Consider the following 22,865-nt stretch of genomic DNA (forward strand, 5'->3'; position numbering starts at 1 on the left):
TTCTTCGGGGCATTTCCCCGCAGCTCTTAGACCACGAGCAGATCTCGTTTGTTCCCCTCCTAGGGCGCCGACGTCAGGACGACAGGGATGTCGACAATATCCTGCTGACTGCCATCTTTCATACTGGTAATAAAGATGCGCAGGGTTCCCTTGCCATCCGGGGCCGGCTCCGAGGCCGCGCTGACAAGCATCAGCGTCTGGTCGAACGTCCCGAATTCGGGGGCTCCCGCCGACGTCATGAAGCTGCCCTGACCCAGAGAGGTCAGGACGTCAGGTGATAATTGCTGCATCGCTTCCCAGCTGACTGTGGCCTCGAACGCACGGGCACTGCCGGTCGTCCGGACGCTGCTCTTCCATGAGCCGTCGACCTGTTTGACGAACGTGACCGTTTCCTGGCGTGCCGGGAGTGTGACCTTGACGTTGCCCTCGTGCGACTCCATGGGTCCGGAGCTGCAGCCAGCGATGGACAGGAGCAGGATGAACAACAGGAGAACAGTGCTTCTTCTCATGGGCACCACCTTGACGGCAGTATAGCACCCGAGCGTCTTTGTTGCCAGATACGTGCGGCTATCTTCCCATCTGTCATTCCCGCGTATGCGGGAATCCATCCTTGCATCATCGTGTGGGACTCCACCTTCGCGGGGAGGATGGGGCAAGCGTTCAGGTGTGGTCCGGCCAGACGGTGAATTCGGCCATGATGGGCAGGTGGTCACTGTAGCCGTCCGACCCGTGGTGGTTGCCTGACTCCTGCCAGCGGTTGGGTACCTGGCGGCCGTCAGCGGCCCGCTGGTATGAGAGAAGGAATGGTGCACGGAATGCGTCGAAGGACCCAACGTCATAGCTCAACCCCGTCCTGTCGAACAGGCCTGGACTCATGATAATATGATCGAGGGACTCCCAACTGGAACCGTAGACTTCCGAGCCACGCTGGGATACCGGCATCTCAAACCACGGGTCGTACAGGTATCGGCTGGTCTGCGCCGTCATGGAAGTGCTGTCTCCCGTGGTCCGCAGGACGTCGTTGATGCCTGTCGTCTTGCCCGTTGCCCTGTGCTCATCTTCCGTGCTGTTGAAGTCTCCCATCAGGACGATATCTGTGGCAGGGTCCTGCTTCAGCAGCCGGTCGACCTCTGCACGCGCGACCTTCGCGCTCTTGATGCGCAGGGATTCCGTCTCGCCCGAGTCCTTGGCCTTCCAGTGGTTGACCAGGACGTGCAGCAAGGGACCGCCCACATCCACAGATGCGACGAGGATGTCGCGGACCCCACTGGTCGTAGGCAGAGACACGACGGACTGGATAGGGAACGAGGAGAGGAGAACGCACTGCGTGGCAGACCCGCCCTTCGTGATAGCCATGTTCCTGTAGCCAAGGTCACGGACGGCGTCGAGGACCATCGTGGCCATGCGCTCATCCTCTACCTCTACCAGGCCCACAATCTGGGGTTTGTCCGCTGCCTGCAGGACCTCATGGATATGGTCGATCTTGACCTTCCAGAGACGGTCCGCCTAGTAGTTCGACGACGGGCCATAGTCTGAGTACTCTGTGCCGTCGACGTGGTTGTCGAAGGCGTTCTCGACGTTGTAGCTGACCACGCGGACAGTCGTGGTGCCGGTACCAGTGGAGGGCGATACCGGGATGTACCCGGAGAGACCGCAACACAGTAGCAATACGACGAATGACAGGACCATGAAACGCGTGCGACTCATGAGGGCTCCTTCGCTCATGGGCCTGTAGTACGGACCGGCAGAATAAGACAGTATACACGAGCTCGCCAGAAATGGGAAGGCGGGCAGGTGCCATGGCACCTGCCCGCCGGTCATGCAGAATTACTCAGCTGTTATCAAAGTTTGCCGAGGAGGGTCTGCAGGAATGTGAGCTTCATGGTGGCGTCCGCAATCAGAGTGACGAGACGGCTCGAGTACTGTGTCAGCGCAGCGGTATGAATGGTCTTGAGATACGCAGTACGTTCAGCGATGGCGGTCTTGATGTGCGCTCTGAACAGATCAAGTGTTGCCTTGGTTGCCTTGGGCGTCTTGACCTTTCGCAGTGTCTTCAGATCTTGCTCAAGCTTATGGATGGACGTTTGCATTGTTTCCAGCATGGCACGTTCCACTTCGGTCAGCATGATTCCGTGAGAGACTGCTCTGTGCGTTGCATACTTCTGGGCGGTCTTCAAATCAGCGGTAAGTCCGGTTAGATCCTTGCCCGCCGCCTTTGCGGCTTTGACCTTGTCGCGGATGAGCTTGGCAGTGTCTCCGATTTGCTTGTACAACGCTTTCAGCGCCTTCAGCGCCTGAAGGTTTGTAACTGGAATAGCAGAAATAGTCACCACAGCAGTGGCAAGCTTGGTGACAGCACCTTCAGTATAGGTACCAGTGACGGTGGCAGTCTGAGTCGCCACTGTAGCAGCTGGGGCTGTATAAGTGCTTCCGCTGAACGTTCCAAGCGTTGCTGTGTAGGTTGCAGTAACAGTTGCGGTCGTAGCATCACTGTACGTCGCGGTCGCAACAAATGCCTGCGTAGCAGCGCCAGCAAGAGTGACCGTAGCTGGAGCAATGGCGATGCTGCTCAACAGATGGGTACCAAGAATTGTTACCATAGCGGTGGCAGTCTTGGTAAGATAGCTACCAATGACTGTGACAGTCTGAGCCGCCACTGTAGCAGCTGGGGCCGTATAAGTGCTTCCGCTGAACGTTCCAAGCGTAGCAGTGTAGGTTGCAGCAACAGTTGCGGTCGTAGCATGTCTGTACGTCGCGGTCGCAGTAAATACCTGCTGGGCACCGCCGGCAAGAGTGACTGTAGCTGGAGCAATGGCGATGCTGCTCAACGTAGGCGCAGTTGTAACGGTGATGACTTCCGTGCCTGTTTTGCCTGAAGCGTCATGGGCGGTTGCGGTCACAGTTACGGTGCCAACTCCTGTTGCTGTCAGCACGCCTGTTGAAGCACCTATTGTTGCTGTTCCAGTGCCTGCCGCTACTGACCAGGTTACAGTTGCATCAGTTGCGTTAGCTGGAAGGACCGCGGCACTCATTGCCAGGGTTCCACCATTCACTACGGTGGTTGCATTCCCCGCACCTGTTACGGCAATACTCGTTACGAGAATAGGAGGTGCTGCAGTCGTGAACGACATGACAGCGCCTGGAGTCCAAGTAGTACCGTCACTGCACCAAGCGACGAAGTAGTACGTCGTGCTCGCTGTCACCGCAGGGAGACCGGCAGCAGACGAAAGCAGGGCGGAGAACTGCGTACTGGCAGCGATAGTGCCAAGATCGGGCGTAGAATAAACGCCAGTCGGCAGTGTCGCGCTTGTCGTGTCGATCGTGCTCAGCGAAACCCAGAAACTGTGGCCCGCAGCAGCATCGTCACTGAGGCCGTGCAGTGTGGCATCCGTCAATGAGATGCCAGTGGCAGCTTTGGTGATAGGAGCTGCAGCTGCCTTTGCCGTACGAGCGCCGACGCCTGCGAACAGGCTGAGCACCATGGCAAGGGCGACAAATATAGATAGGAATTTCTTCATTGTTTAATCTCCTTTTAACTTTGGTTGAATGAAGATTGTGGAATACGACCGATTGGCACAGAAACCGTGCCGCGGCAGAGCCGCTGGAGTGGACCATCTCTCAGAAGCGCCCCTCGCATTGAAAAAACATGCTCGGGGGATCAGCAGAGACGCCCTCGACCGATCCGTACCCTGCTAGACGGAGCCGCAGAACGTTGGCTGTCACGAGGACTGCTTCAGGCCGTGCAAGCACGGCGGATTCTGGCGGCAACTCTGGGCAATACGCCCCTCGCATTGAGAAAAAATGCTCGGGGGGAGTCCGCATTGTGCGCAAGGGACACTGCGCATCCTGCAGTGACTGATTGTCTTGTGACAACTGTTTTTGTCTCTGCGTATACTGCAGGAATGGTCATCAGCGCCCCGATACCGACGACGACTGCCAAGATAATGCTTATCAACCCGATAGTTTTTCTTGTCATGTGTACCTCCACAACTACAGGGTTACTTCCAAATGCACCTATTGGACTGTGAAGGTTCCGGCTATGTTCACGACGTGTGAGCCGTGATGGTGATATCGAGCTTGACGGCCTTGGCCAGCGTATTGTAGATCGTACTGCGCCCCAGTGCATATGACAGTAATTCCTCCGCAGCCTGTTGGGATAGATGTGCCGACCAGATGTCGACGTGATACGACGCAGTGTCGATGCAGGGAATGTTGTCGTCCCGGTGACCTCGCAACGTCATGGTCAGCTTCTCTACGGGATATCCCGACAGCCCCATCACTGCTCCCAAGTCGAGGTTCAGACATCCGCCCAGCGACGCCACGAGGACCTCCATCGGCCACAGGCCCTGCTTGTCGATGCCATGGCCCGTATCGAAGATCAGCTCCACGCCACGCGAGCGTGCGACCCCGAGAACCTCGTCTACCCTCTCGAACTCCAGCTCGATGTCCACGAACGACCTCCCAGCACGTAGGCGTTTCTAAACTAATCCTACTATGATTCGGCTTCTCCTGCAACGGCCGAATCTCCCAGGCGGGATTTGAGACGCGCGAGAGGTTTCTCTGAAGAAGTTCCTGTTGATCCAGTGGTACAATAAACAAATGAGCAGACGTACGGGGCGCGGATGGATAAGCATGGCGGTTGTGGCGCTGGTCGCAACAGCGGTGGTCTTCGCTGGGCCAGTTCCGCGCACCGACGCTCCCACCCGACTCCGCCCGGACATCGTCATTCCCCGGCGGCCCACCTCGCTAGAGTTGGACGCTCCCACCCGACTCCGCCCGGACATCGTCATTCCCGCGCGGCCGACGGCGTTACAGCGGGACGTTGTGACCCTCCGTGAGACGTATCATCTTCCCGCCCTTGAACTATGTGTCATTGATGTAAACGGGATCGTCGATGTCGCTACCGATGGCGTGCGCAAGGCTGGCGGTACAGACGCGGTCACATCCAAGGATCTGTTCCATCTAGGCTCGATGACCAAGGCCATGACAGCGACAATGCTGGCGACGCTGGTCCAGGAGGGGAAACTCAGCTGGGACATGACCATGGCACAGGCGTTCCCTGCCATTGCATCCGTCATGGATTCACGATACAAGAACGTGACGCTGGAACAGTTACTGACCCACACATCGGGGCTGGCAGACTACACGACGGATCCCGAATGGGCGAGCATCCCCCCGTTCACCGGGACGCCGGCGCAGCAGCGGCAGGCATTTGCACGCATGCTTCTGACGCGCCCGCCCATCGGCCCGGCAGGTGTCTATCGGTACTCCAATGCTGGATACGCCGTGGCCGTAGCGATCGCCGAGCGGGTGACGGGCAAAACATGGGAGCAACTGATGCAGCAGCGTGTGTTCGGTCCGCTGAAGATACGAGCCGCGTATGGCTGGCCACTTCTGTGCGGTGACGACGAACCTTGGGGCCACCGCATCAAGAACGGCGTGGTCACGCCGCATAATCCCTCGGATCACTACAGGGTGCCCACTGTCCTCGCCCCGGCAGGCGACGTCAGCATGTCCATCCTGGATTACAGCGTCTTCGCCCGCCTGCACCTGGCAGGACTCGAGAATATCGACGGGAGCGTGCTGTCGGCGGCGGACATCCAGCGCCTGCACGAGCCTGTGCTCGAATACAGCTGTGGATGGCACGAGGAGCTGATCGATGGCATTCCGACGAGCTGGCACCGCGGGAGCTGTGACACCTTCGACACGTTCGTGCTGCTGCAGCCCTCGCGGGACATCGGCGTGATCGTCTTCACCAATGCCGACGGTGACAATAAGGCAGCGAACGCGTTGTTTGCCGAGATGCCCAAGCTTGCCGGGCTTTATGCAAGACAGTAAGGCCCGCCATGTGTTGTGCCGGAACGGCGGCCTGTCCGACATCGCGGATCTGTCAGGACCCGCTATCAGTTTCTGGCGACTCCAGTTCGGTGCGCCGTCGGTTCTGGAGATAATGTAACAGCACCGCGACGTCGGCGGGGCGGACACCACTGAGGCGGGACGCCTGGCCCAGGGTCTGCGGCTTCGCTGTCACCATGCGTTCGCGCCCTTCCTTTGACAGGGACGGTACCAGTGCAAGGTCCACGTCTCCGGGGATGGCGTAGCCCTCGAGCTGAGACAAGTCGCGCACCTTGGCCTGCTGGCGGACGATGTAGCCCTCGTACTTCACCTCGGTCTCTAGCTCCTCCAGCAGTTCGTCGTCGACGTCTGCGAGGTCGGGGGCTAGGGTGATCAGGTCCTTCTTCCAGAAGTCCTGGCGCTTCAGCAGCGTGGCAAACGACGTCGGCGTCTGGATGGGGCCAACGCCAAGGGCGGCAAGCCTTCCCAGCGTCGGGCCGTCCGGGTTCAGCATACGGGCCCGCAGGACCTCCTTGAGGCGGTCCAGTTCCTGCTGCTTGTACACGACACGCTGATAGGCGGCATCGTCGATGATGCCCAGTTCATGGGCGAGAGGCGTCAGGCGCAGGTCGGCGTTGTCTTCCCGCAGGATGAGGCGGTATTCACAGTGACTGGGTGTGATGCGGTACGGTTCGACGAGCTCCTTGGTCGTGAGGTCATCCACCAGCACACCCAGGTAGCCGTCCGAACGCCGCAGGACGAAGGGATCACGCCCCCTGACCTTCTGAGCAGCATTGATACCGGCGATGATGCCCTGACCCGCCGCCTCGTCGTACCCGGTCGTACCGTTGATCTGACCGGCCAGGAACAGGCCCTCGACGCGCTTTGATTCCAGTGTCAGCTTCAGCTCTTGCGGGTTGACGTAATCGTAGGCGATGGCGTAGGCAGGCCGCATGATCTCCACGTGCTCCATGCCGGGGATGGTGCGCAGGATCTCCTCCTGCATCGGCAGAGGAACACTCATATACATGCCCTGCACGTACATCTCGCTGGTGCTGCGGCCTTCCTGCTCAAGGAACAGCTGGTGCCGCGTCTTGTCGGGATACCACCGGACCTTCTCCTCGATGCTGGGACAGGTGCGTGGGCCGACATGTACCATGAGTCCCATGACGGATGGCGACAGGTGCATGTACTTGCGAGTGACGTCGATGGTCTGCGGGTTGGTCCAGTTGAGGTAGCTGGGCAACTGGTGCTCCCAGACGCGCGGTTTGCTGCGGAACGACCAGTGCAGAGGGGTACTGTCACCCTCCTCGAGCACGAACTTGGTCAGGTCCACACTCCGCTTGTCGATGCGCGGTGTCGTGCCCGTGTTGAAGCGCTGGACATCGAAACCCAGCTCCCGGAGTGAGTCGCTGATGCCACTGCTGGCGAAGTCCCATGCACGTCCGGCAGGGATGGCGATGTCGCTGATGTGGATGACGCCGCCCAGGTACGTGCCAGTCGTCAGGATGACCGTGTCCGCCTCGTAGGGGACGCGATAATTGGTGACGACGCCCACGACGTGACCTGACTGCGTCAGCAGGCGCTCCACGCGTTCCTGCTTGAGCGTCAGGTTTGGCTGGTCCTCCAGCACTTGCTTCATGCTGGCGCTGTATTGCCACTTGTCGCACTGGGTGCGCACACTCTGCACTGCGCGCCCCTTGGAGGTGTTGAGCAGCTTGATCTGGGTCAGGGCCCGTTCGGCGTTGAGGCCCATTTCGCCGCCCAAGGCGTCGACTTCCCGCACGACCTGTGCCTTGCCGGGGCCGCCGATGGCCGGGTTGCACGGCATCCACGCGATCGCGTCCATGGAGCCGGTCAGGACTAGAACGCTCAGCCCGGCACGTGCGGCTACCAGCGCCGCTTCGCAGCCGGCATGACCTGCCCCGACGACAATGCAGTCGTATCTGCTGCCTCCACTGAACTCGTTCTGTCCACGCTGGTCCTGTTCGCTCATCGGTTCATCCCCCGTCATGATATGAACATAGCATACCACGACTTGCGCAGGCATTGTGCGAGCACGAAAGATCTCGTCTCCTGTTTTGCAACAGCGCTCCTGTTCACTGATGCGATACGCAAAACCCCGTCGCAGTCGCGGCAGGGTTGGGAGTGTAACACTCTCGCAGGAACGGAACCGTCCCGAGAAAGTTACAGTTAGAAGACCGCTTCTCCGGAGTCTGTATGGAAGAGGTGCGTGCGGGCGACGTTCACGACCAGTTTGACCGTGTCACCCCGGCCGTACTCGAAAGCGCTGCTTGCGCGCATGACGACTGTGGCACCGGCCAGGCTCGTGTGGATGAAGGTCTCGCTGCCCATGATCTCGACGAACGAGATCTTCGCATTGAACGTGGCGGCGACTTCGGGCATGTTGGATTGGCCGTCGACCAGCAGGTCCTCGGGCCGGACGCCCCACGTGTAGCTGCCGGCGGATACGGACTTGGCGGCCTGCTGTTGGCCGGCGGACAAGTGTATGCGCTGCCCTTCGACGTCCAGGGCGGGCGTCGGGGCCAGGACCAGGTTCACGGGGACGAAGTTGGAGGAAGGAGTGCCGACGAACCCGGCGACGAACTTGTTGGTCGGATTGTCGTACACCTGGCGTGGCTTGCCGATCTGGCGCAGGAACCCGTTTTCCATGACGGCGACGCGCGAACCAAGAGTCATGGCCTCGACTTGGTCATGGGTCACATAGATGGTTGTGACGCCCAGCGTCTGGTGCAGCTTGATCAGTTCCTCGCGGGTCTGCACGCGCAACTTTGCGTCCAGGTTGGACAGCGGCTCGTCCATCAGGAAGACCTTGGGCTTGCGCACGATGGCACGGGCGAGAGCAACGCGCTGGCGCTGTCCGCCGGATAACTCCTTGGGGACGCGCTTGAGGTAGTCCTGCAGCTCCAGCATCTGTGCAACGTCTGCAACACGGTCGTTGACTTCCTTTGCCGGGATGTGGTGCAGCTTGAGGCCAAACGAGATGTTGTCGCGCACGGTCATGTGAGGGTACAGGGCGTAGTTCTGAAACACCATGGCGATGTCACGCGCGGCCGGGGGGACGTCGTTCACGACGTTGTCGCCGATGATCACGTTTCCCTCGTCAGGCAGTTCGAGGCCGGCAATCATGCGCAACGTCGTCGTCTTGCCACAGCCGGACGGTCCCAGCAGGACGAGAAATTCCTTATCCTCCGCTTGCAGGGACATGCTGTTGACCGCGATGACCTTGCCGAAGCGCTTCGTCACGTTCTGCAGAACGACTTTTGCCATTTCTTCCTCCGCTTACAGATTTGTCCAGATGCCAAGGAACCGCATTCCTGCACGAGCTTCCGCCGCCCTCTATCATGTCAATCCCGTTTTTATCCACATATTGACCTGTTATATTCCAGGAACGTCCAACCATTATTTTATAAGTGCTGTGTATTCCCCTGCAACAGAAGTCAAATGGAACAAATAGATAGTAATACCCGTTTCGATAAATTATATAAGGGTATATAAGGGGCCTCAATCGCTGTCCAGTATCTTTTCCGAAATTCATGCTGTATTCTCTTCCTATATACTATTAGCTGCCTGCTATGACGTTCCACTTGTCATTTAACTCTTATTGATGTAAAAAATCTCTTTACATTGCTTATTTCTGTTGCTTCGCCGGTTATTTCAAATTCCCCCGTTGACTGGATGTCCTCCGAAGAACTCCCTGCCATAACTTTTATGGTTCCAGGTTCTACAACATACTTCATGTCTTTGTTGTAGAAGCCCAACTGAGCTATCGACAGAATAAACGTAATCGTCTTCTTCTCACCCGGCTTCAAAGTGACCCTCTTAAAACCCTTCAATTCTTTTACAGGTCTTGTTATCTCAGACTGCATATCATTGACATACAGCTGCACAATCTCATCTCCCGTATGGGATCCGGTATTCTTTACATCAACGCTTATTTCAACTTGACCGTCCCAGGACGTACTTTTTGGAATAATAACCATATTGTTATATTCAAAACTGGTATAACTGAGACCATAACCAAATGGAAACAGCGGTTTGCTACTCATCTCGACATAATCACCTTTCCAATGGGAACGGCCGCCGGAGGGTTTGTGATTATAATAGACCGGTACCTGACCCACAGACCTTGGAAAGGATATGGGCAGTTTGCCTCCGGGATTATAATCTCCGAAAAGGATGTCGGCTACCGCACAGGCTCCTTCTTCACCGGGCAGCCATGCTTCCAGTACCGCCGGTATATTTTCAGCAATCCATTTGATGGATAAAGGCCTGCCGTTGATAAGCACAACGATCACTGGGGTGCCAGTTTCATAAACAGCTCTTACAAGTTCCTCTTGTATCCCTGGTAGGTTAAGACAGGCCCTGTCTCTAGACTCTCCACTTGTACAATCTTCAACAAGTCCGGACTTGTCACCCACAACCACAACTGCCACTTCCGATTTTTTCGCAGCTTCAATGGCTTCAGTAAAACCATCTCTGGAATCATTTCGCACATCACAGCCCTTTGCATAGTGAACCGTAGTATCTCTGGAGACTCTATCCTTTATTCCCTTCAATATGCTGGAGATTGGCACAAAGCTGTCAATCAATTCCAATTTTTCAGGCACAGGGGTATTGAATACTTCTGTATTCTTGCTCATCTCAATGAGTGCTTCCACATGGCAGGGGTATGCATAATCCCCGATGATATTTCTCACAGTATCCGCATTTGGCCCGATTACAGCAATTGATGCAATATCTTTCCTGATGGGAAGTAAATCTCCTTGGTTTTTTAGAAGCACAATGGACTTTTGTGCTATTTCGTGTGCAAGTGCCCTCTGCTTTGGTGTATCAAATACCTTAGCGGCTTTTTCTTCATCCACATAGGGGTTTTCAAAAAGCCCCAGTAAAAATTTGATTTTGAGTATCCTCATAACCGCTGTGTCAATCACCGACTCCTTCACCAAACCCTTTTCCACCACAGCCTTCAATGATTTTCCGTAGCAGTCGGTGCTCGGGAGTTCCACATCGATGCCGGACTCAAGGGCCAGCTTGGCCGCATGATCCTTGTCTTTTGCGACATGGTGATAGTCATAGAGCATATTGATGCCGAAATAATCGGATACCAGCAGCCCGTCGAAGCCCCATTGATTTCTCAGGATATCCGTTAAAAGCTCTTTTGAACTATGACAGGGAATGCCATCCAGTTCATGGTATCCTGCCATGATGGAGGCAATCCCGGCTTCTTTCACAGCCGCTTCGAAAGGCATCAAGAATACCTCGCGCATTTCTCTTTGGGAAATATCTGCCGGTGCCCAGTTCATTCCTCCTTCTGATATACCATACCCGACAAAGTGTTTTCCAGTTGCCATGACCCCCTGCTTCCAGTCACTATCCTGAATTCCCTTTATATAGGATGTCCCCATCTTCGAAACAAGGTAGGGGTCTTCTCCAAAAGTTTCTTCCACCCTTCCCCACCTTGCATCCCTGGAAACATCTAATACAGGAGCAAGAGCTTGATGGGCACCCACCGATCTCATTTGCTCTTTTATAACCGCACCCATTTCCTCTGCCAATTTAGAGTCCCAGGTGCTGGCTACTCCTATGGTCTGGGGGAAACAGGTGGCCCCTTTGGCCATATACCCGCTACAGGCTTCTTCATGGATGATAGCCGGAACACCAAGACGGGTATTTGCAACCAGATACCTCTGTATTTGATTTGCCATTCTGGCAGAAACCGTTGGATCAAAATTACTTGCTCCGCCAAGACGGGTTATTTGCCCAATACCGTGACCCATTAGGCTATCGGCCTTGTTATCTGAAAACTGTTTTCCCTCCAATATTTCATATACCCAAATACCGCTGAGTTGAGCAATTTTCTCATCCAGGGTCATAAGGGACAAAAGATTCTTCACTCTTTTTTTAACCGGTTGATTTGCATCTAGATAAGATTCCTTTTGTATATCGCGTTGTTTTGCCATTCTAATAGCTCCTTACATATATAAAATTATCCCATATGACTTTCTCAGGCAGAGCCCACGGTTTGTTAAAAATCCGGTGTTTTACGCAAGATACCTAACCTTTGAGGGCGCCTGCAGTAAGGCCGGAAACAAGCTGCCGCTCCGCTAAGAGATAGAAGATGACCGCTGGCACCGCGGACAAGGTTACGAAAGCCGCTACCAACGCCAAATTCACTCCATATTCACCCTGGAACTGCATCGTGCCGAGGGGTAGAGTCCAAAGCGAGTTCTTATCTATCAACACTAGAGGTACGAGCAAATCGTTCCAACTGGTAACCATAGTTAAAGATGCAATCGCCGCCAGAGCTGGACGCGATAGTGGGAGCAGGATGCGCCAGAAAAAGCCAAAGGTACTACAACCGTCTATGTAAGCAGCTTCTTGTAACTCATAAGGTACGGACTCGAAAGAGGTGCGTAGAATTATGATACAGATGGAAAGCTGAAATGCCATTTGAACCAGGACTACTCCCAAAAGATTGTTAGTCAATCCTATTTGGCGCACCACAAGATATACCGGCAAAATTGCAATAGTAATGGGGAACATGAGGCCCAGGGTAAGAAAATTAAGGACTATACTCTGGCCACGGAATTTCATGCGGGAAAACACAAAGGCAGCCATGCTGGAAATTATTACCACGCCAGCCGTTGCCGCCAGCATTACTAGTAAACTATTGCGCAGCATGGACCAAAAAATTGGCATGCTTAAAACTTTGGCGAAGTTTTCCCAGTTCGGGGGAATGGGAATAGTGTAAGGATGGGTTATAAACTCACCGCGCGTCTTGAGTGCTCCGAAAATAATCATCACAATAGGCACAATTATAAACAGTGCGGCAAAAATAAGGATAAGATACTGAAAAAACCTTGGGAGATTTTTTTTAAGAGTTCTGCGTCGGTATGAATAATTATCTGACATAAACTAATCCTTTCTAATTTAAGTAATCTTTTGCCGTACAAGACGCTGGTAAACCAGCGAAAAGATCAGGGAAATGAGTAACATCACGATGGCCACCGCCGACCCATATCCAAACTCGAAACGCTCAAAGGTAAAACGATACATATACGTTGACATAACCTCGCTGGCATTGACCGGTCCGCCCTTGGTCATGATCCAGACCAGGGCAAATACCTGCAGCGACCCCAAAACAGACAAATAGACGGATGTGCGGATGGTGCTTCGGATCAACGGTATGGTTATATAGGTTATCATTTGGCGTTCATTTACGCCGTCAATAAGAGCAGCTTCTTCGATTTCCGGCGGTATGCTTTGCAGCCCTGCCAGATACAACAACATGTGAAATCCAAAATATTTCCAAGTCACCACAACAAAGAGGGCCAGCATAACCGTCCTGGTATCTCCCAACCAAGCTTGAGGTTCGAAGCCCGGGATGCGGGTCAAAAGAGCATTGATAAAACCGTAGGCTGGATCGGGGTTGTAGAGAATCAACCATATAATGCCCGTAATGACCTCCGAAAGAACGTAAGGGATGAAAAAGATCATGCGGAAAAAGGCGCGCCCACGCAGATTGCGCCGCACCATGAGAGCCAATACCAGAGACAATGGCAGTTGAATAGTTAAAGATAATACGACGATTAACAGCCCATTCCCCACTGACTTTAGAAAGATCCGGTCGGTCAGGATGTGTTTGAAGTTGTCCAGCCCAATAAAATCAACCGCGGGACCAAAACCCTTCCAGCTAAAAAGACTATAGTAAACGGATTGAAAGATTGGATAGACTAGGAAGATAGAGAAAAGTACAATAGCTGGCAACAAGAACAACACAATGGTCAGCTTGTCTTGAAGGCGGCGAGCAGAGCCGGCCTTTCGTGACAATGCCACAACATCTTCGCTAACTGAAGTCGTCTTCATAAAAAATCTCCTTTCTGACTGACAAAGAGTGCGGGGATCGAGTATTATAAAACCCAATCCCCACACATTCTTACTTAAACGTGACTTACTTTATTTCTTTAGCGGCGGAATTTTCAATCTGTTGAGCAGCCTTTTCAGGCGTCAACGTACCAGCGAAAAGTCCTTGCACGCTATCGTTCACAACAGAACCAACCGCTGGAGGCATTGCCTGGTCGTAGTAAAGCTGGAAGTATTTCGCGGCGGCTGTACCTTGCTGAACGATCTTAAGCAAGGGATCGGTCAGACCGCCTTCAGCACCTTTAACAACAGGTACACTCAGGTTTATTTTAGCCTGAGCGATTTGCGAATCCACACTGCTGATATATTTGAGGAAATCTACGGCCTCTGGAGGGGCATTTTTACCAACAATGAAACCGTTTCCACCACCAAGTGCGTCGGTAGGATTACCAGCACCTCCCTCAACAGTCGGGAAGGGGAACCAGCCCAGCTTGTCACCAAGTCCCTTTTTATCGGCACTACTGTCGTTATAGGTACCGGGAGCCCACTGCCCCATTAAATCCATCGCAGACTTACCATTGCCCATCGAGGCGGCGTCATCGTTCTGGGTCGCGCCCAGGAAGCCGTTCTGAAAAGGCTTAAGTGCGACAAGTTCTTTGATTTTATTGCCAGCTTCCACAAACGGGGCATCAGTGAAGGCACCCTTGCGGGAGTAAGCTGCGTCAAAGGCAGCCTGGCCGCCAATGCGGGTGGCGAGGTATTCCCACCAGAAGGCACCGGGCCATTTATCTCCCTCGCCCACAGCGATGGGCGTGATGCCAGCATTCTTCAGCATTTTTACATCTTTAAGAAGTTCGGTCCAGGTCGTGGGCGGATTATCGATACCGGCCTTAGTAAACAGCTCTTTGTTGTACCAGAAGCCAACCATGCCCATGTCACGCGGCACGCCGTAGTTTCGCCCCTCGAAGCTATACGCACCCAGGGCACCGGGTGAAAATGTATCACGCCAGCCACCACTGTCCAGGTTGGCAGTGATATCCTTGAGCAGACCGGCCTTGGCGTATTCGTTCATCTCGCCGCCGCCCCAGCTCTGGAAAATGTCGGGGGGGGTATTAGATTGCATAACAGTGGTCAGCTTGGTCTTGAAGTTCTCGTTTGCGAGGACTGTAATCTCAATGGTAACATTCGGATGAGCGGCCATATATTCATCGGCAAGACTTTGCCACAGTGCCTTTTCAGCGTCTGCAGTCTGGATGTGCCACCAGGTAATAGTAACCGGCTTAGCTGCCGTTGTTTGGGGTGCCACTGCTTTTTGCTTGCAAGAAGTTCCAATAAATAACATTGAAACCATAAAAGTTACGAGTACAGTAAAAACCATTATTTTTCTAAATTCTCTCAATTCTCTCATCTCCTTTTAACTAAAATACTTTTAACTAAAATACCTTCTTCTATAAAATGTCCTGGCTTCAAGATGTGATTACAAGTTGGCACTCCAGAACCTCCTTCTTGTTGTTCTCTGTCTCAACAGAATCATGGGCAAAAGTCAAATTCTCTTCCCCCTCCTTTTCGCCTCTGATTGATTCTCGTACTTTTGGTATAACACTTTTCTTATTTGACGTCAAATTCTTCTGAAGATGTGCCTTTGCTGGTATTCTAAAGCCACTCTGCTTCAATTTGTATCCGTGATGCATCCTTCGGTAGTTGCAATAATCCATAAGGTTATCCAAATCAATTTGCAACTCCTCAATACGCTCATATCACTTCTTTCAGAAGGCAACAAAGTAGAATTCATCTAAGAGGGTTTTATTGAGCCTCTCTCCGTAACCATTGGTCCAGGGATGCTTTACCTTAGTCGTGGCGTGCTTTATCCCAAGTCTGTTGCATGTCTTCTCAACTTCGTGATTTGGTATTGCTTCCTCATGCCAGGGGGTATCCTCTGTTCCACAATCGGTAAGGATTCTCTCTATCTTTCCTGGAGCAACCTTCTTGGCAAGACGATTCTCTACAACGTCTGGAGAAACCTTGGTAGGTTTGTTATCATAAACGTTAGCTGCTCCAACAGAGGAGAAGCAATCACAGGCAACTTGATGATAGATTCTTCCTCTTCCTTTTAAGCAACCGATATAGAAAGTGTCCTGTCCTAATTTGCTTCTATGTGATTATTCTTTGTTTTCTCCTTATCTCTGGCTATTTCATCTTGGGTGATGATCTCTCCAGATACTTTCCTTACCCATTCCATGCGAGCTTTCGCTGTAGTTAAGCCTCTTTTCTTAAGGATATTGTAGATACGGCTATGACCAACAAAGATACCAACAGATCCTAGTTCTGCCTCTGTCCATTCTGGTCCATAGGGAGGATACTCTTTTATGAAGTTTAGAATCTGCTCTTCTATTTCTTTTGGCACTCTATTGGGTATCTTGGGAACTGCTCTTATCTGGGACCTTAAACCTTCGTCTCCTCATCTTTCTCTTCTCTTTTTCCGCTTGTAGAACCATTTTCTACTCACGTGATGTTTTTTACAGAGAAGAACAATTGGGATCTCTTTCTTATCCGCTTCTTGAAATATCTTTAATCTCATCTGATAAAGAAATTCTTGCTCGCTCATACCAGAACCCATTCCTTCTTGTTGTTACTCTATCGGAGGCTCTGGCTGGTGTCGAAGAGGGGGGGTTATCCACACCATTTATTACCAAGTATCAACTCCCACTCTGAACTCCCCCTATTACTACGAATATTGTTACCATCACTTAAAGGTATAATACATAGCTTTGCACAGGGCACGATGGTCGTGCTCGTACCTGGATTGCATGGAGGAAGTATGTCAGTCAAATTGACCTTCTATGGCGCGGTAAACGAGATAGGCGGGAGCAAGACCCTCCTGCAGTACAACGGCACGAACCTGTTTCTCGACTTCGGCAAGGACTTCTTTGGCGGTGCGGACCACTTCAGCGATCGCCTGAGACCGGCGGCGTACCTGCAGATCCGAGACTATCTCCGGTTTGGCAATCTGCCGCCGATGGCGGGTCTATATCCGCCGACCCAGTCGCAGTTCCTTCAGCAGGAATTCGGCGCCACCCTCGACAGTGGCAAGGTGGACGGCATCCTGCTGAGCCACGGGCACATCGACCATTTCGGGTTCCTGCCGCTGGTGGACGTCAATGTTCCGTTGTACATGAGCGCCGAGACGCTCGAGGTTCTGCGGTTCTTTGACGAAACGGGTGAGTTCGATCTCCGCATGGATCAGCGTCCTGTGACCGTGTTCGAGCACGACAAGGTCATGCACATTGGGAACTGCGAAGTCCTGCCGGTCCGCAGCGACCACGACATCCTGGGCATTCTCGGGTTCATAGTGCGGTGCGGGGCCACGTCGATCATCTATACAAGTGACTATCGTCTGCATGGTAAGCATCCGGAGCGGGTGCGCACCTTCTTCGAGCTGATGCGTCAGGAGAAGCAGCATGCCAAGACGGTTCTTCTCACCGAGGGGACCAGACTCGGGTTCGGCAGTATCGACCAGTTGACCGAGAATGAGATCCAGGAGCTTGCCACGAGGGCGGTTGGCACGGCTGCCGGCCTCGTGCTGACCAACTATTACATCCTCGACACGGATCGTCTCAAGGTGTTCCTGCGCGTCGCAGAGAAGACGGGACGGACAATGGTCCTGCAGCCGCAGCATATGCTGATGGCCCGAAAGTTCGCTCGTTTCGACAGCGAGCTCGAGCGGCTCATCAAGAACGCCGAAGTGTACCTTGCCAGGCGTGGTTCGGGCAAGTACCTGGCGCCCGACTATCGGCTGTTCGAGCAAGAGTACCTGGTGACCGCGCTGCGCGCGACTGACATCGCAGCAGAACCCACCAAGTATATGCTGCAGCTCGATTTTTCCGACCTTGGCGAGCTGGTGGAGATCAACCCCGCCCCGCATACCGTTTTCATCCAGTCCGGCGGCGAACCCCTCGGGCAATACGATCCGAACTATACTGTTCTTATGAAGTGGGTCAAGGACTTCAGGATGGACTTCTACCGCATCGCTACCCCCGGGCATGCGAGTGAACTCGATATCAGGGATCTGGTCATGCGGGCAGACCCCAGTGTTCTGGTGCCTATGCATTCCAAGGCGCCCGAGGCACTGAACGGGTACATCAAGGACACGATCGCATTGAGGAAAGGCATGACGTACGAGTTCTAAGGAGCTGACATGAGCGCAACCAGGAAGGTTCGACGCATACGGATCCTGCTCACCAACGACGATGGTATCTTTGCCAACGGCATCAACGCCGTTGGAGCGGCACTGGCAGCAACGTACGACGTAACGGTCGTCGCCCCGGAGGGCAACCAGAGCGGCTCCAGCCATTCTCTTACGCTGGGTGACATCCTGCCGATCCGCGAGGTGACCATGCCGTGCGGTCTGAAGGGTTTTGCTCTTCGCGGGACTCCTACCGACTGTGTCCTGGTGGCTCTGCTCGACCTGATGAAGGACAATCCACCGGATATCGTGGTCAGCGGGTGCAATCATGGACCGAACGTCGGGGTGGACGTTCTCTACAGTGGGACGGTCAGTGCCGCCCTCGAAGGACTCCGCCAGGGGCATCCGTCCATCGCGGTCAGCCTGGACATGGTGCATGGCGTGCAGCCCCACCATTTTGAGACGGCCGCGGCGGTGCTCATGGAGGTCCTGGCCGAACCGGCGTTCTATGCCAATCTGGTCAAAGCACCCGCCATCCTCAACGTCAACGTTCCCAACGTCCCCTTGAGTGACGTCAAGGGGGTCATGATCACCAAACAAGGGTTCAGGGCCTACGAGAACTTCGTGGAGAAGCAGTTCAGCCCGCGCGGTCGTGCCTACTACTGGATTGCCGGCAACTCGGGTCCCCATGATGCCAAGCCCGGCAGCGACGGCTATGCACTGATCAGCGACTATGTTTCCGTAACGCCGATCAATCTCGACCTGACGTGTGATGAGCTGCTGAAGCCGCTTGAGGCCCGCAAGGGTCTGGTGGAAAAGCGGCTGGCCGTGGTCACTGGTGCGCACGGGACCTTCGGCAGGCCGGCGACCCCGGCTGTCGGCGCGAGACGAAATGTGAAGTCTCCTGCAGCAACCGCCGTCCCGAACAATGTTTCAAAAGCTCCTGCCACTGCTTCTAGGGCCGTTTCGCACCACAAGGGGTCCGGTTCTGAAGTGAAGGCTGTGAGCGCTACGGGGGTCAAGAAGAAGCTGAAACGTTGACACAGAGCCTCTTTCAGATGCTCACATAATGCGGGTGACAAGTGGGGTCGATGCTATTGACAAGAAAATCGACCTCACTATAGTTTGTGCGAAGTCAATTTGCTTCATGGGAGACAACTGCGTGAACACAGATACAAGAATGGTTCTTTCGTACGAAGACCACGAGTCTGTCGACGAACCACCCCCAAGCCGCAAGCGGCATAGGCGGGGGCTGTACACACGTTCCCTTTCTGTTGGTAACAGCCTTTCAGCATTGATTCTCCCCGCTGATGAGCGGCGGCTCCAGCCGTTCTCTACGCTCCTCGGCGATGGTCGGTCTGGATAGTCATGAGCAAAACCTTACTCATCACCACCCATCCAACAACCAGGAGAACGCATCATGCGCATAGGTATTACCTACAATCTGTCTACTGAAGTCGCAGCCGCAGAAGGAATCCCATCCGACAGGGCGGACGAGTTTGATTCCCTGGAGACGGTTCGGAATATCGAGAAAGGCATTATCGCAGCCGGGCACGAACCTGTGCGGCTTGGATTTGGACTGGACGCCATCGCGCACCTGAAACGTCAGCCGGTCGACCTGGTCTTCAACATTGCCGAGGGACTGTACGGCTGCGCGCGTGAGTCGCAGATGCCGGCCATCCTCGACATGATGGGGATCCCGTACACTTTCTCCGACACTCTGGCTTTGTCCCTTGCGCTCGACAAGACGATGACCAAACAGGTCCTGATGCAGAACGGTATCAACACGCCGGCCTTCTGGTCTGTGGACAATCCTGTTCAAGTAGAGGCCATCATCCGGACGGGTGCGCTTAAGTACCCGCTGTTCGTCAAGCCATCCCGTGAGGGCTCCAGCATGGGCATCAACGACAACTCCCGGGTCACGTGCGACGATGAGCTCCGCAACCAGGTGAGTGTGGTGCTGGCAGCATATCCCGGCTCGAGTATCCTCATCGAGGAGTTTCTGCCTGGCCGCGAAGTTACCGTGGGTGTCATCGGCAACCGGGAGCCTGAGGTTCTGGGTGTGATGTCGTTCAAGCTGCTGAGCGGGACCGAGAAGGATTTCTTCTACACGCCGGAGATCAAGCACCACTGGGAGAAGTACGTCGTTCCCGAGTGCCCCGCCGATCTCAGTGGCGACGAATACCAGAAGGTGCGCAACCTGGCCGTGGGTGTCTTCAAGGCACTGCATTGTCGCGACTGCGCCCGTATCGACATGCGATTCGACGCAAACGGCGAGCCATCGTTCATGGAGATCAACCCGCTGGCCGGTCTGACCAAGAGCAAGAGCGATATCCCCGTCATGGCCGAACTGATGGGACTATCCTATGAGGACCTTATCGGCCGCATCATTCAGGCTGCCGTCGAACGCATCGACGCGGAGCGGCCTGAGACCAGGATGGTCACGGAGGCTCAGCGCGCGACCGTGTGACCTTCTGCAATTTCAGCCCAACATTGATGGACGCCGGCTCCGGTCGACGTCCATCTCCGTTCAGGTGGTACGACTTGGGCAAGCCGGCGGCCTGGTCTTTCCATAGTTGAGGGGAGAGCTACACTGAATACGTCGCAGAGCTGCCAGTCCAATCAAGCGCTGCCGGCAGGAGTGTGCATGCAGTGAGTAGTTTTCCGCGCGTCGTCGTCGACCTCGATTGTCTGACCGACAATGCCGCCAAGGTCCGCTCACTCTGTCAGGAGCACGGACTGGGTGTCGTGGCTGTCACCAAAGGTGTGACGTCCGACGTCGAGATCGTTCAGGCGTTTATGCGCGGCGGCATTCACGGCATCGGCGACTCGCGCATCCGCGACTTTCCCAGTCTGCGTCAAGGGGAGTTCGGCGTCCTGGAATTGACGCTCCTCAGGCAGCCTCCGCGCTCACAGATCCATCTGGTTCCCCATATCACCGACCGTGCGTTCATGTCGGAGCTGAGTGCTATGGAGGCGCTGGGTGAGGCTGCTCTGGCCAAGGGAACGACCTGTGATGTCCTGGTGGTGGTCGAAATGGGAGACCGTCGCGACGGCGTTCCGACGTCGGAGCTGACCTCCTTCGTCCTTGCTACATCGAGGATTGCGGGTGTCGAGGTCGTGGGTCTGGCGGCGAACGTGGGATGCATCACCGGACTTTTGCCCACCGCCGAGAATCAGGAGCTGTTCGGTGCTTCAGCCGCGCGTGTCCGTCGCGAGACGGGGCTGCCCCTGAAGATTGTCTCGACTGGCGGAACAGTAGCCCTCGACCTGATCGAGCACGGCCGGCTGTCACCGTCGGTGACCGAGCTGCGAGCCGGCGAGGCGTTGCTGCTGGGTGTCAGCACGACCGACTCGCGTGTCATTCCCTGGCTGCGCCAGGACGCGTTCGTACTGGAGGCCGAGGTCATCGAGGTCCGGGAGAAGCCCAGCGCGCCCGACGGGCCGGTGGGCTTGGACGCGGAAGGCCGGCAGCCCCATGTCGTGGACCGCGGTGTCCGCAGGCGCGCCGTGGTGGCGCTGGGATACGCCGACACGGATGCGGACGCTTTGATACCACTGGACGACGGTGTCACGATAGCCGGCAGCTCCAGCGATCATATGGTCCTCGACGTGACAGAGGCTGAGCACGACTTCTGCGAAGGCGATGTCGTGCGTTTCAGGATGAAGTACGTGGCACTGCTGCACTCTATGCTGTCACCGTACGTGGCACGGGAGTATCGGCGGACCCAGAACGCGGTTGTTGAGACACTGACCTGGGAGGGTCGATTGACACAGGCACATCAGATCGGCACAGATGGCGCCGCCGGGGGGACTGCTGCTCCCGCTGGCGGTGGGTGAAGAAAGGGATTCCCATGAAGATACTTCCAGAGCTGGCAATTTCGTTGGACGCTCTCGCAGACAATGCGAGGAGGCTGAAAGAATGCTGCGACGCTGCCGGCATCGAGGTCGTCCCGGTGCTCAAGAGTTTGCGCTCGACTCCCGAGGTGGTCCGCGCTTGCGCCCGAGGCGGACTGGTGCATGTGGCAGATTCGCGTGTGGAGAACCTTACACGGCTCAAGGCAGACAACCCCGATGCCTCACGGTGCATGCTGATCCGGTCTCCGATGATTGGCCAGGTGGAAGCGGCAGTCAAAGCCTGTGACTGCATTCTCGTCAGCGAGCGGCATATCCTGGTATGCGTTTCGGACGCCGCTCGGGCTGCTCACCGCACCATCAACGTTGTTCCCATGATCGACGTCGGTGACCGGCGCGAAGGGATGTCCCCCGACCAGCTGGTTGCCTTTGCGCGGTATGCGATGATGTTGCCGGGCCTTCATGTGGCTGGCGTGGCTACCAACGTGGGGTGCTTTGCCCGCGTTCAGGCGACGCCGCGCAATCATCAACTGCTGGTGCGCTCTGCGCAGGCGCTGCGTGACCAGCTGGGACTGGCGTGCGAGACTGTCTCGACAGGGGGTTCGCTGACGCTGGCGCTCGTCGAACACGGTGCCATGCCCGCCGGCATCACCCAGGTCCGCATCGGTGAGGCTCTGGTGCTGGGGACGAGCACGGCCGACGGCAGGTTTATCCCGTGGCTGCGTCAGGACACCGCCATTTTGCGGGCGGAAGTCATCGAGCTGCAGGACAAGCAGGCTGAACCCGAGGGACTGGTCCGGTCGGATATCGCAGGCCCCAGCCCACGGTTGCGCGTCAGTTCGAAAGGGCTGCGACGCCGAGCGGTGGTTGCGCTGGGCAGGATGGACACTGATATCGATGGACTGACGCCGGTCATGGACGGTGCAGTGGTGCTGGGAGGGTCCAGCGATCACCTGATTGTCGACATCACAGACGGGGAGAGTGACGTCGCCACCGGCGATGTCCTGGAGTTCCAGCTCTCCTATGCTGCACTGGCACGCGCTGCGGCAAGTCCATATGTGCATACCGTCTACACCGGTGCATGAGACACAGTCGAGAGGGGGAC

Annotated in this window: 18 protein-coding genes and 1 pseudogene; 6 read left to right on the forward strand and 13 right to left on the reverse strand. The window is 55.2% G+C overall.

Features of this window, described 5'->3' with window-relative positions; genetic code table 11:
* Nucleotides 1-59: 59 nt before the first annotated feature.
* The 5 genes from SMC1_RS03565 to SMC1_RS03590 all read right to left on the reverse strand — a co-directional run bounded on the left by SMC1_RS03565 (nucleotide 60) and on the right by SMC1_RS03590 (nucleotide 4,451).
* Nucleotides 60-509: a Gmad2 immunoglobulin-like domain-containing protein gene (locus SMC1_RS03565; RefSeq protein ID WP_165849182.1), complete on the reverse strand. Its 450-nt coding sequence runs from the start codon at nucleotides 507-509 to the stop codon at nucleotides 60-62.
* 151 nt (nucleotides 510-660) lie between these two features.
* A complete protein-coding gene (locus SMC1_RS03570; RefSeq protein WP_119085429.1) occupies nucleotides 661-1,482 on the reverse strand; it encodes an endonuclease/exonuclease/phosphatase family protein in 822 nt (273 codons plus the stop codon).
* 24 nt (nucleotides 1,483-1,506) lie between these two features.
* Nucleotides 1,507-1,707: a hypothetical protein gene (locus tag SMC1_RS03575; protein WP_119085430.1), complete on the reverse strand. Its 201-nt coding sequence runs from the start codon at nucleotides 1,705-1,707 to the stop codon at nucleotides 1,507-1,509.
* 134 nt (nucleotides 1,708-1,841) lie between these two features.
* The gene (locus SMC1_RS03580) at nucleotides 1,842-3,518 is read right to left on the reverse strand and encodes an Ig-like domain-containing protein (RefSeq protein ID WP_119085431.1); all 1,677 of its coding nucleotides are present in this window, start codon (nucleotides 3,516-3,518) and stop codon (nucleotides 1,842-1,844) included.
* 525 nt (nucleotides 3,519-4,043) lie between these two features.
* Nucleotides 4,044-4,451, reverse strand: coding sequence for an OsmC family protein (locus SMC1_RS03590; RefSeq protein ID WP_119085433.1), 408 nt, complete (start codon nucleotides 4,449-4,451; stop codon nucleotides 4,044-4,046).
* Nucleotides 4,452-4,632: 181 nt separating this feature from the next.
* Here SMC1_RS03590 and SMC1_RS03595 point away from each other — a divergent pair, with 181 nt between their 5' ends.
* On the forward strand, nucleotides 4,633-5,838 hold the full coding sequence (locus tag SMC1_RS03595) for a serine hydrolase domain-containing protein (protein WP_207799291.1): 1,206 nt from the start codon (nucleotides 4,633-4,635) through the stop codon (nucleotides 5,836-5,838).
* Between the two features lie 52 nt (nucleotides 5,839-5,890).
* On the opposite strand, the gene mnmG is transcribed toward SMC1_RS03595, so the two are convergent.
* The 8 genes and pseudogenes from mnmG to SMC1_RS10330 all read right to left on the reverse strand — a co-directional run bounded on the left by mnmG (nucleotide 5,891) and on the right by SMC1_RS10330 (nucleotide 16,126).
* Nucleotides 5,891-7,831, reverse strand: a complete 1,941-nt coding sequence (mnmG, locus tag SMC1_RS03600; RefSeq protein ID WP_119085473.1) for a tRNA uridine-5-carboxymethylaminomethyl(34) synthesis enzyme MnmG — start codon at nucleotides 7,829-7,831, stop codon at nucleotides 5,891-5,893.
* Nucleotides 7,832-8,028: 197 nt separating this feature from the next.
* Nucleotides 8,029-9,126 carry an ABC transporter ATP-binding protein gene (locus tag SMC1_RS03605; protein WP_119085435.1) on the reverse strand — a complete coding sequence of 366 codons (1,098 nt, stop codon included), beginning with the start codon at nucleotides 9,124-9,126 and terminating at the stop codon, nucleotides 8,029-8,031.
* A gap of 55 nt (nucleotides 9,127-9,181) precedes the next feature.
* Nucleotides 9,182-9,346, reverse strand: a pseudogene (locus SMC1_RS11225) (family 43 glycosylhydrolase); the annotation flags it as partial.
* Nucleotides 9,347-9,446: 100 nt separating this feature from the next.
* Nucleotides 9,447-11,819 (reverse strand): glycoside hydrolase family 3 N-terminal domain-containing protein, encoded by a 2,373-nt coding sequence (locus tag SMC1_RS03615; RefSeq protein WP_207799292.1) that lies wholly within the window; start codon nucleotides 11,817-11,819, stop codon nucleotides 9,447-9,449.
* 94 nt (nucleotides 11,820-11,913) lie between these two features.
* The gene (locus tag SMC1_RS03620; RefSeq protein WP_119085437.1) at nucleotides 11,914-12,771 is read right to left on the reverse strand and encodes a carbohydrate ABC transporter permease; all 858 of its coding nucleotides are present in this window, start codon (nucleotides 12,769-12,771) and stop codon (nucleotides 11,914-11,916) included.
* Between the two features lie 18 nt (nucleotides 12,772-12,789).
* Nucleotides 12,790-13,725, reverse strand: coding sequence for a carbohydrate ABC transporter permease (locus SMC1_RS03625; protein ID WP_119085438.1), 936 nt, complete (start codon nucleotides 13,723-13,725; stop codon nucleotides 12,790-12,792).
* Nucleotides 13,726-13,810: 85 nt separating this feature from the next.
* Nucleotides 13,811-15,121, reverse strand: coding sequence for an extracellular solute-binding protein (locus SMC1_RS03630; protein WP_207799293.1), 1,311 nt, complete (start codon nucleotides 15,119-15,121; stop codon nucleotides 13,811-13,813).
* 741 nt (nucleotides 15,122-15,862) lie between these two features.
* Nucleotides 15,863-16,126, reverse strand: coding sequence for a hypothetical protein (locus tag SMC1_RS10330; protein WP_126855159.1), 264 nt, complete (start codon nucleotides 16,124-16,126; stop codon nucleotides 15,863-15,865).
* A gap of 414 nt (nucleotides 16,127-16,540) precedes the next feature.
* On the opposite strand from SMC1_RS10330, the gene SMC1_RS03645 reads away from it, so the two are divergent.
* The 5 genes from SMC1_RS03645 (at nucleotide 16,541) to SMC1_RS03665 (ending at nucleotide 22,845) form a co-directional block, all read left to right on the forward strand.
* Nucleotides 16,541-17,908, forward strand: coding sequence for an MBL fold metallo-hydrolase (locus SMC1_RS03645; protein WP_165849184.1), 1,368 nt, complete (start codon nucleotides 16,541-16,543; stop codon nucleotides 17,906-17,908).
* A gap of 9 nt (nucleotides 17,909-17,917) precedes the next feature.
* Complete coding sequence (gene surE / locus SMC1_RS03650) at nucleotides 17,918-18,946, forward strand: 5'/3'-nucleotidase SurE (protein WP_119085442.1); 1,029 nt, start codon at nucleotides 17,918-17,920, stop codon at nucleotides 18,944-18,946.
* A gap of 379 nt (nucleotides 18,947-19,325) precedes the next feature.
* Nucleotides 19,326-20,375: an ATP-grasp domain-containing protein gene (locus SMC1_RS03655; RefSeq protein ID WP_119085443.1), complete on the forward strand. Its 1,050-nt coding sequence runs from the start codon at nucleotides 19,326-19,328 to the stop codon at nucleotides 20,373-20,375.
* A gap of 182 nt (nucleotides 20,376-20,557) precedes the next feature.
* Nucleotides 20,558-21,745, forward strand: a complete 1,188-nt coding sequence (locus SMC1_RS03660) for an alanine racemase (protein WP_165849185.1) — start codon at nucleotides 20,558-20,560, stop codon at nucleotides 21,743-21,745.
* A gap of 14 nt (nucleotides 21,746-21,759) precedes the next feature.
* Nucleotides 21,760-22,845: an alanine racemase gene (locus SMC1_RS03665; RefSeq protein ID WP_126855160.1), complete on the forward strand. Its 1,086-nt coding sequence runs from the start codon at nucleotides 21,760-21,762 to the stop codon at nucleotides 22,843-22,845.
* Nucleotides 22,846-22,865: the final 20 nt, after the last annotated feature.

Source organism: Candidatus Cryosericum septentrionale (assembly GCF_003570995.1).
Classification (GTDB): Bacteria; Caldisericota; Caldisericia; order Cryosericales; family Cryosericaceae; genus Cryosericum; species Cryosericum septentrionale.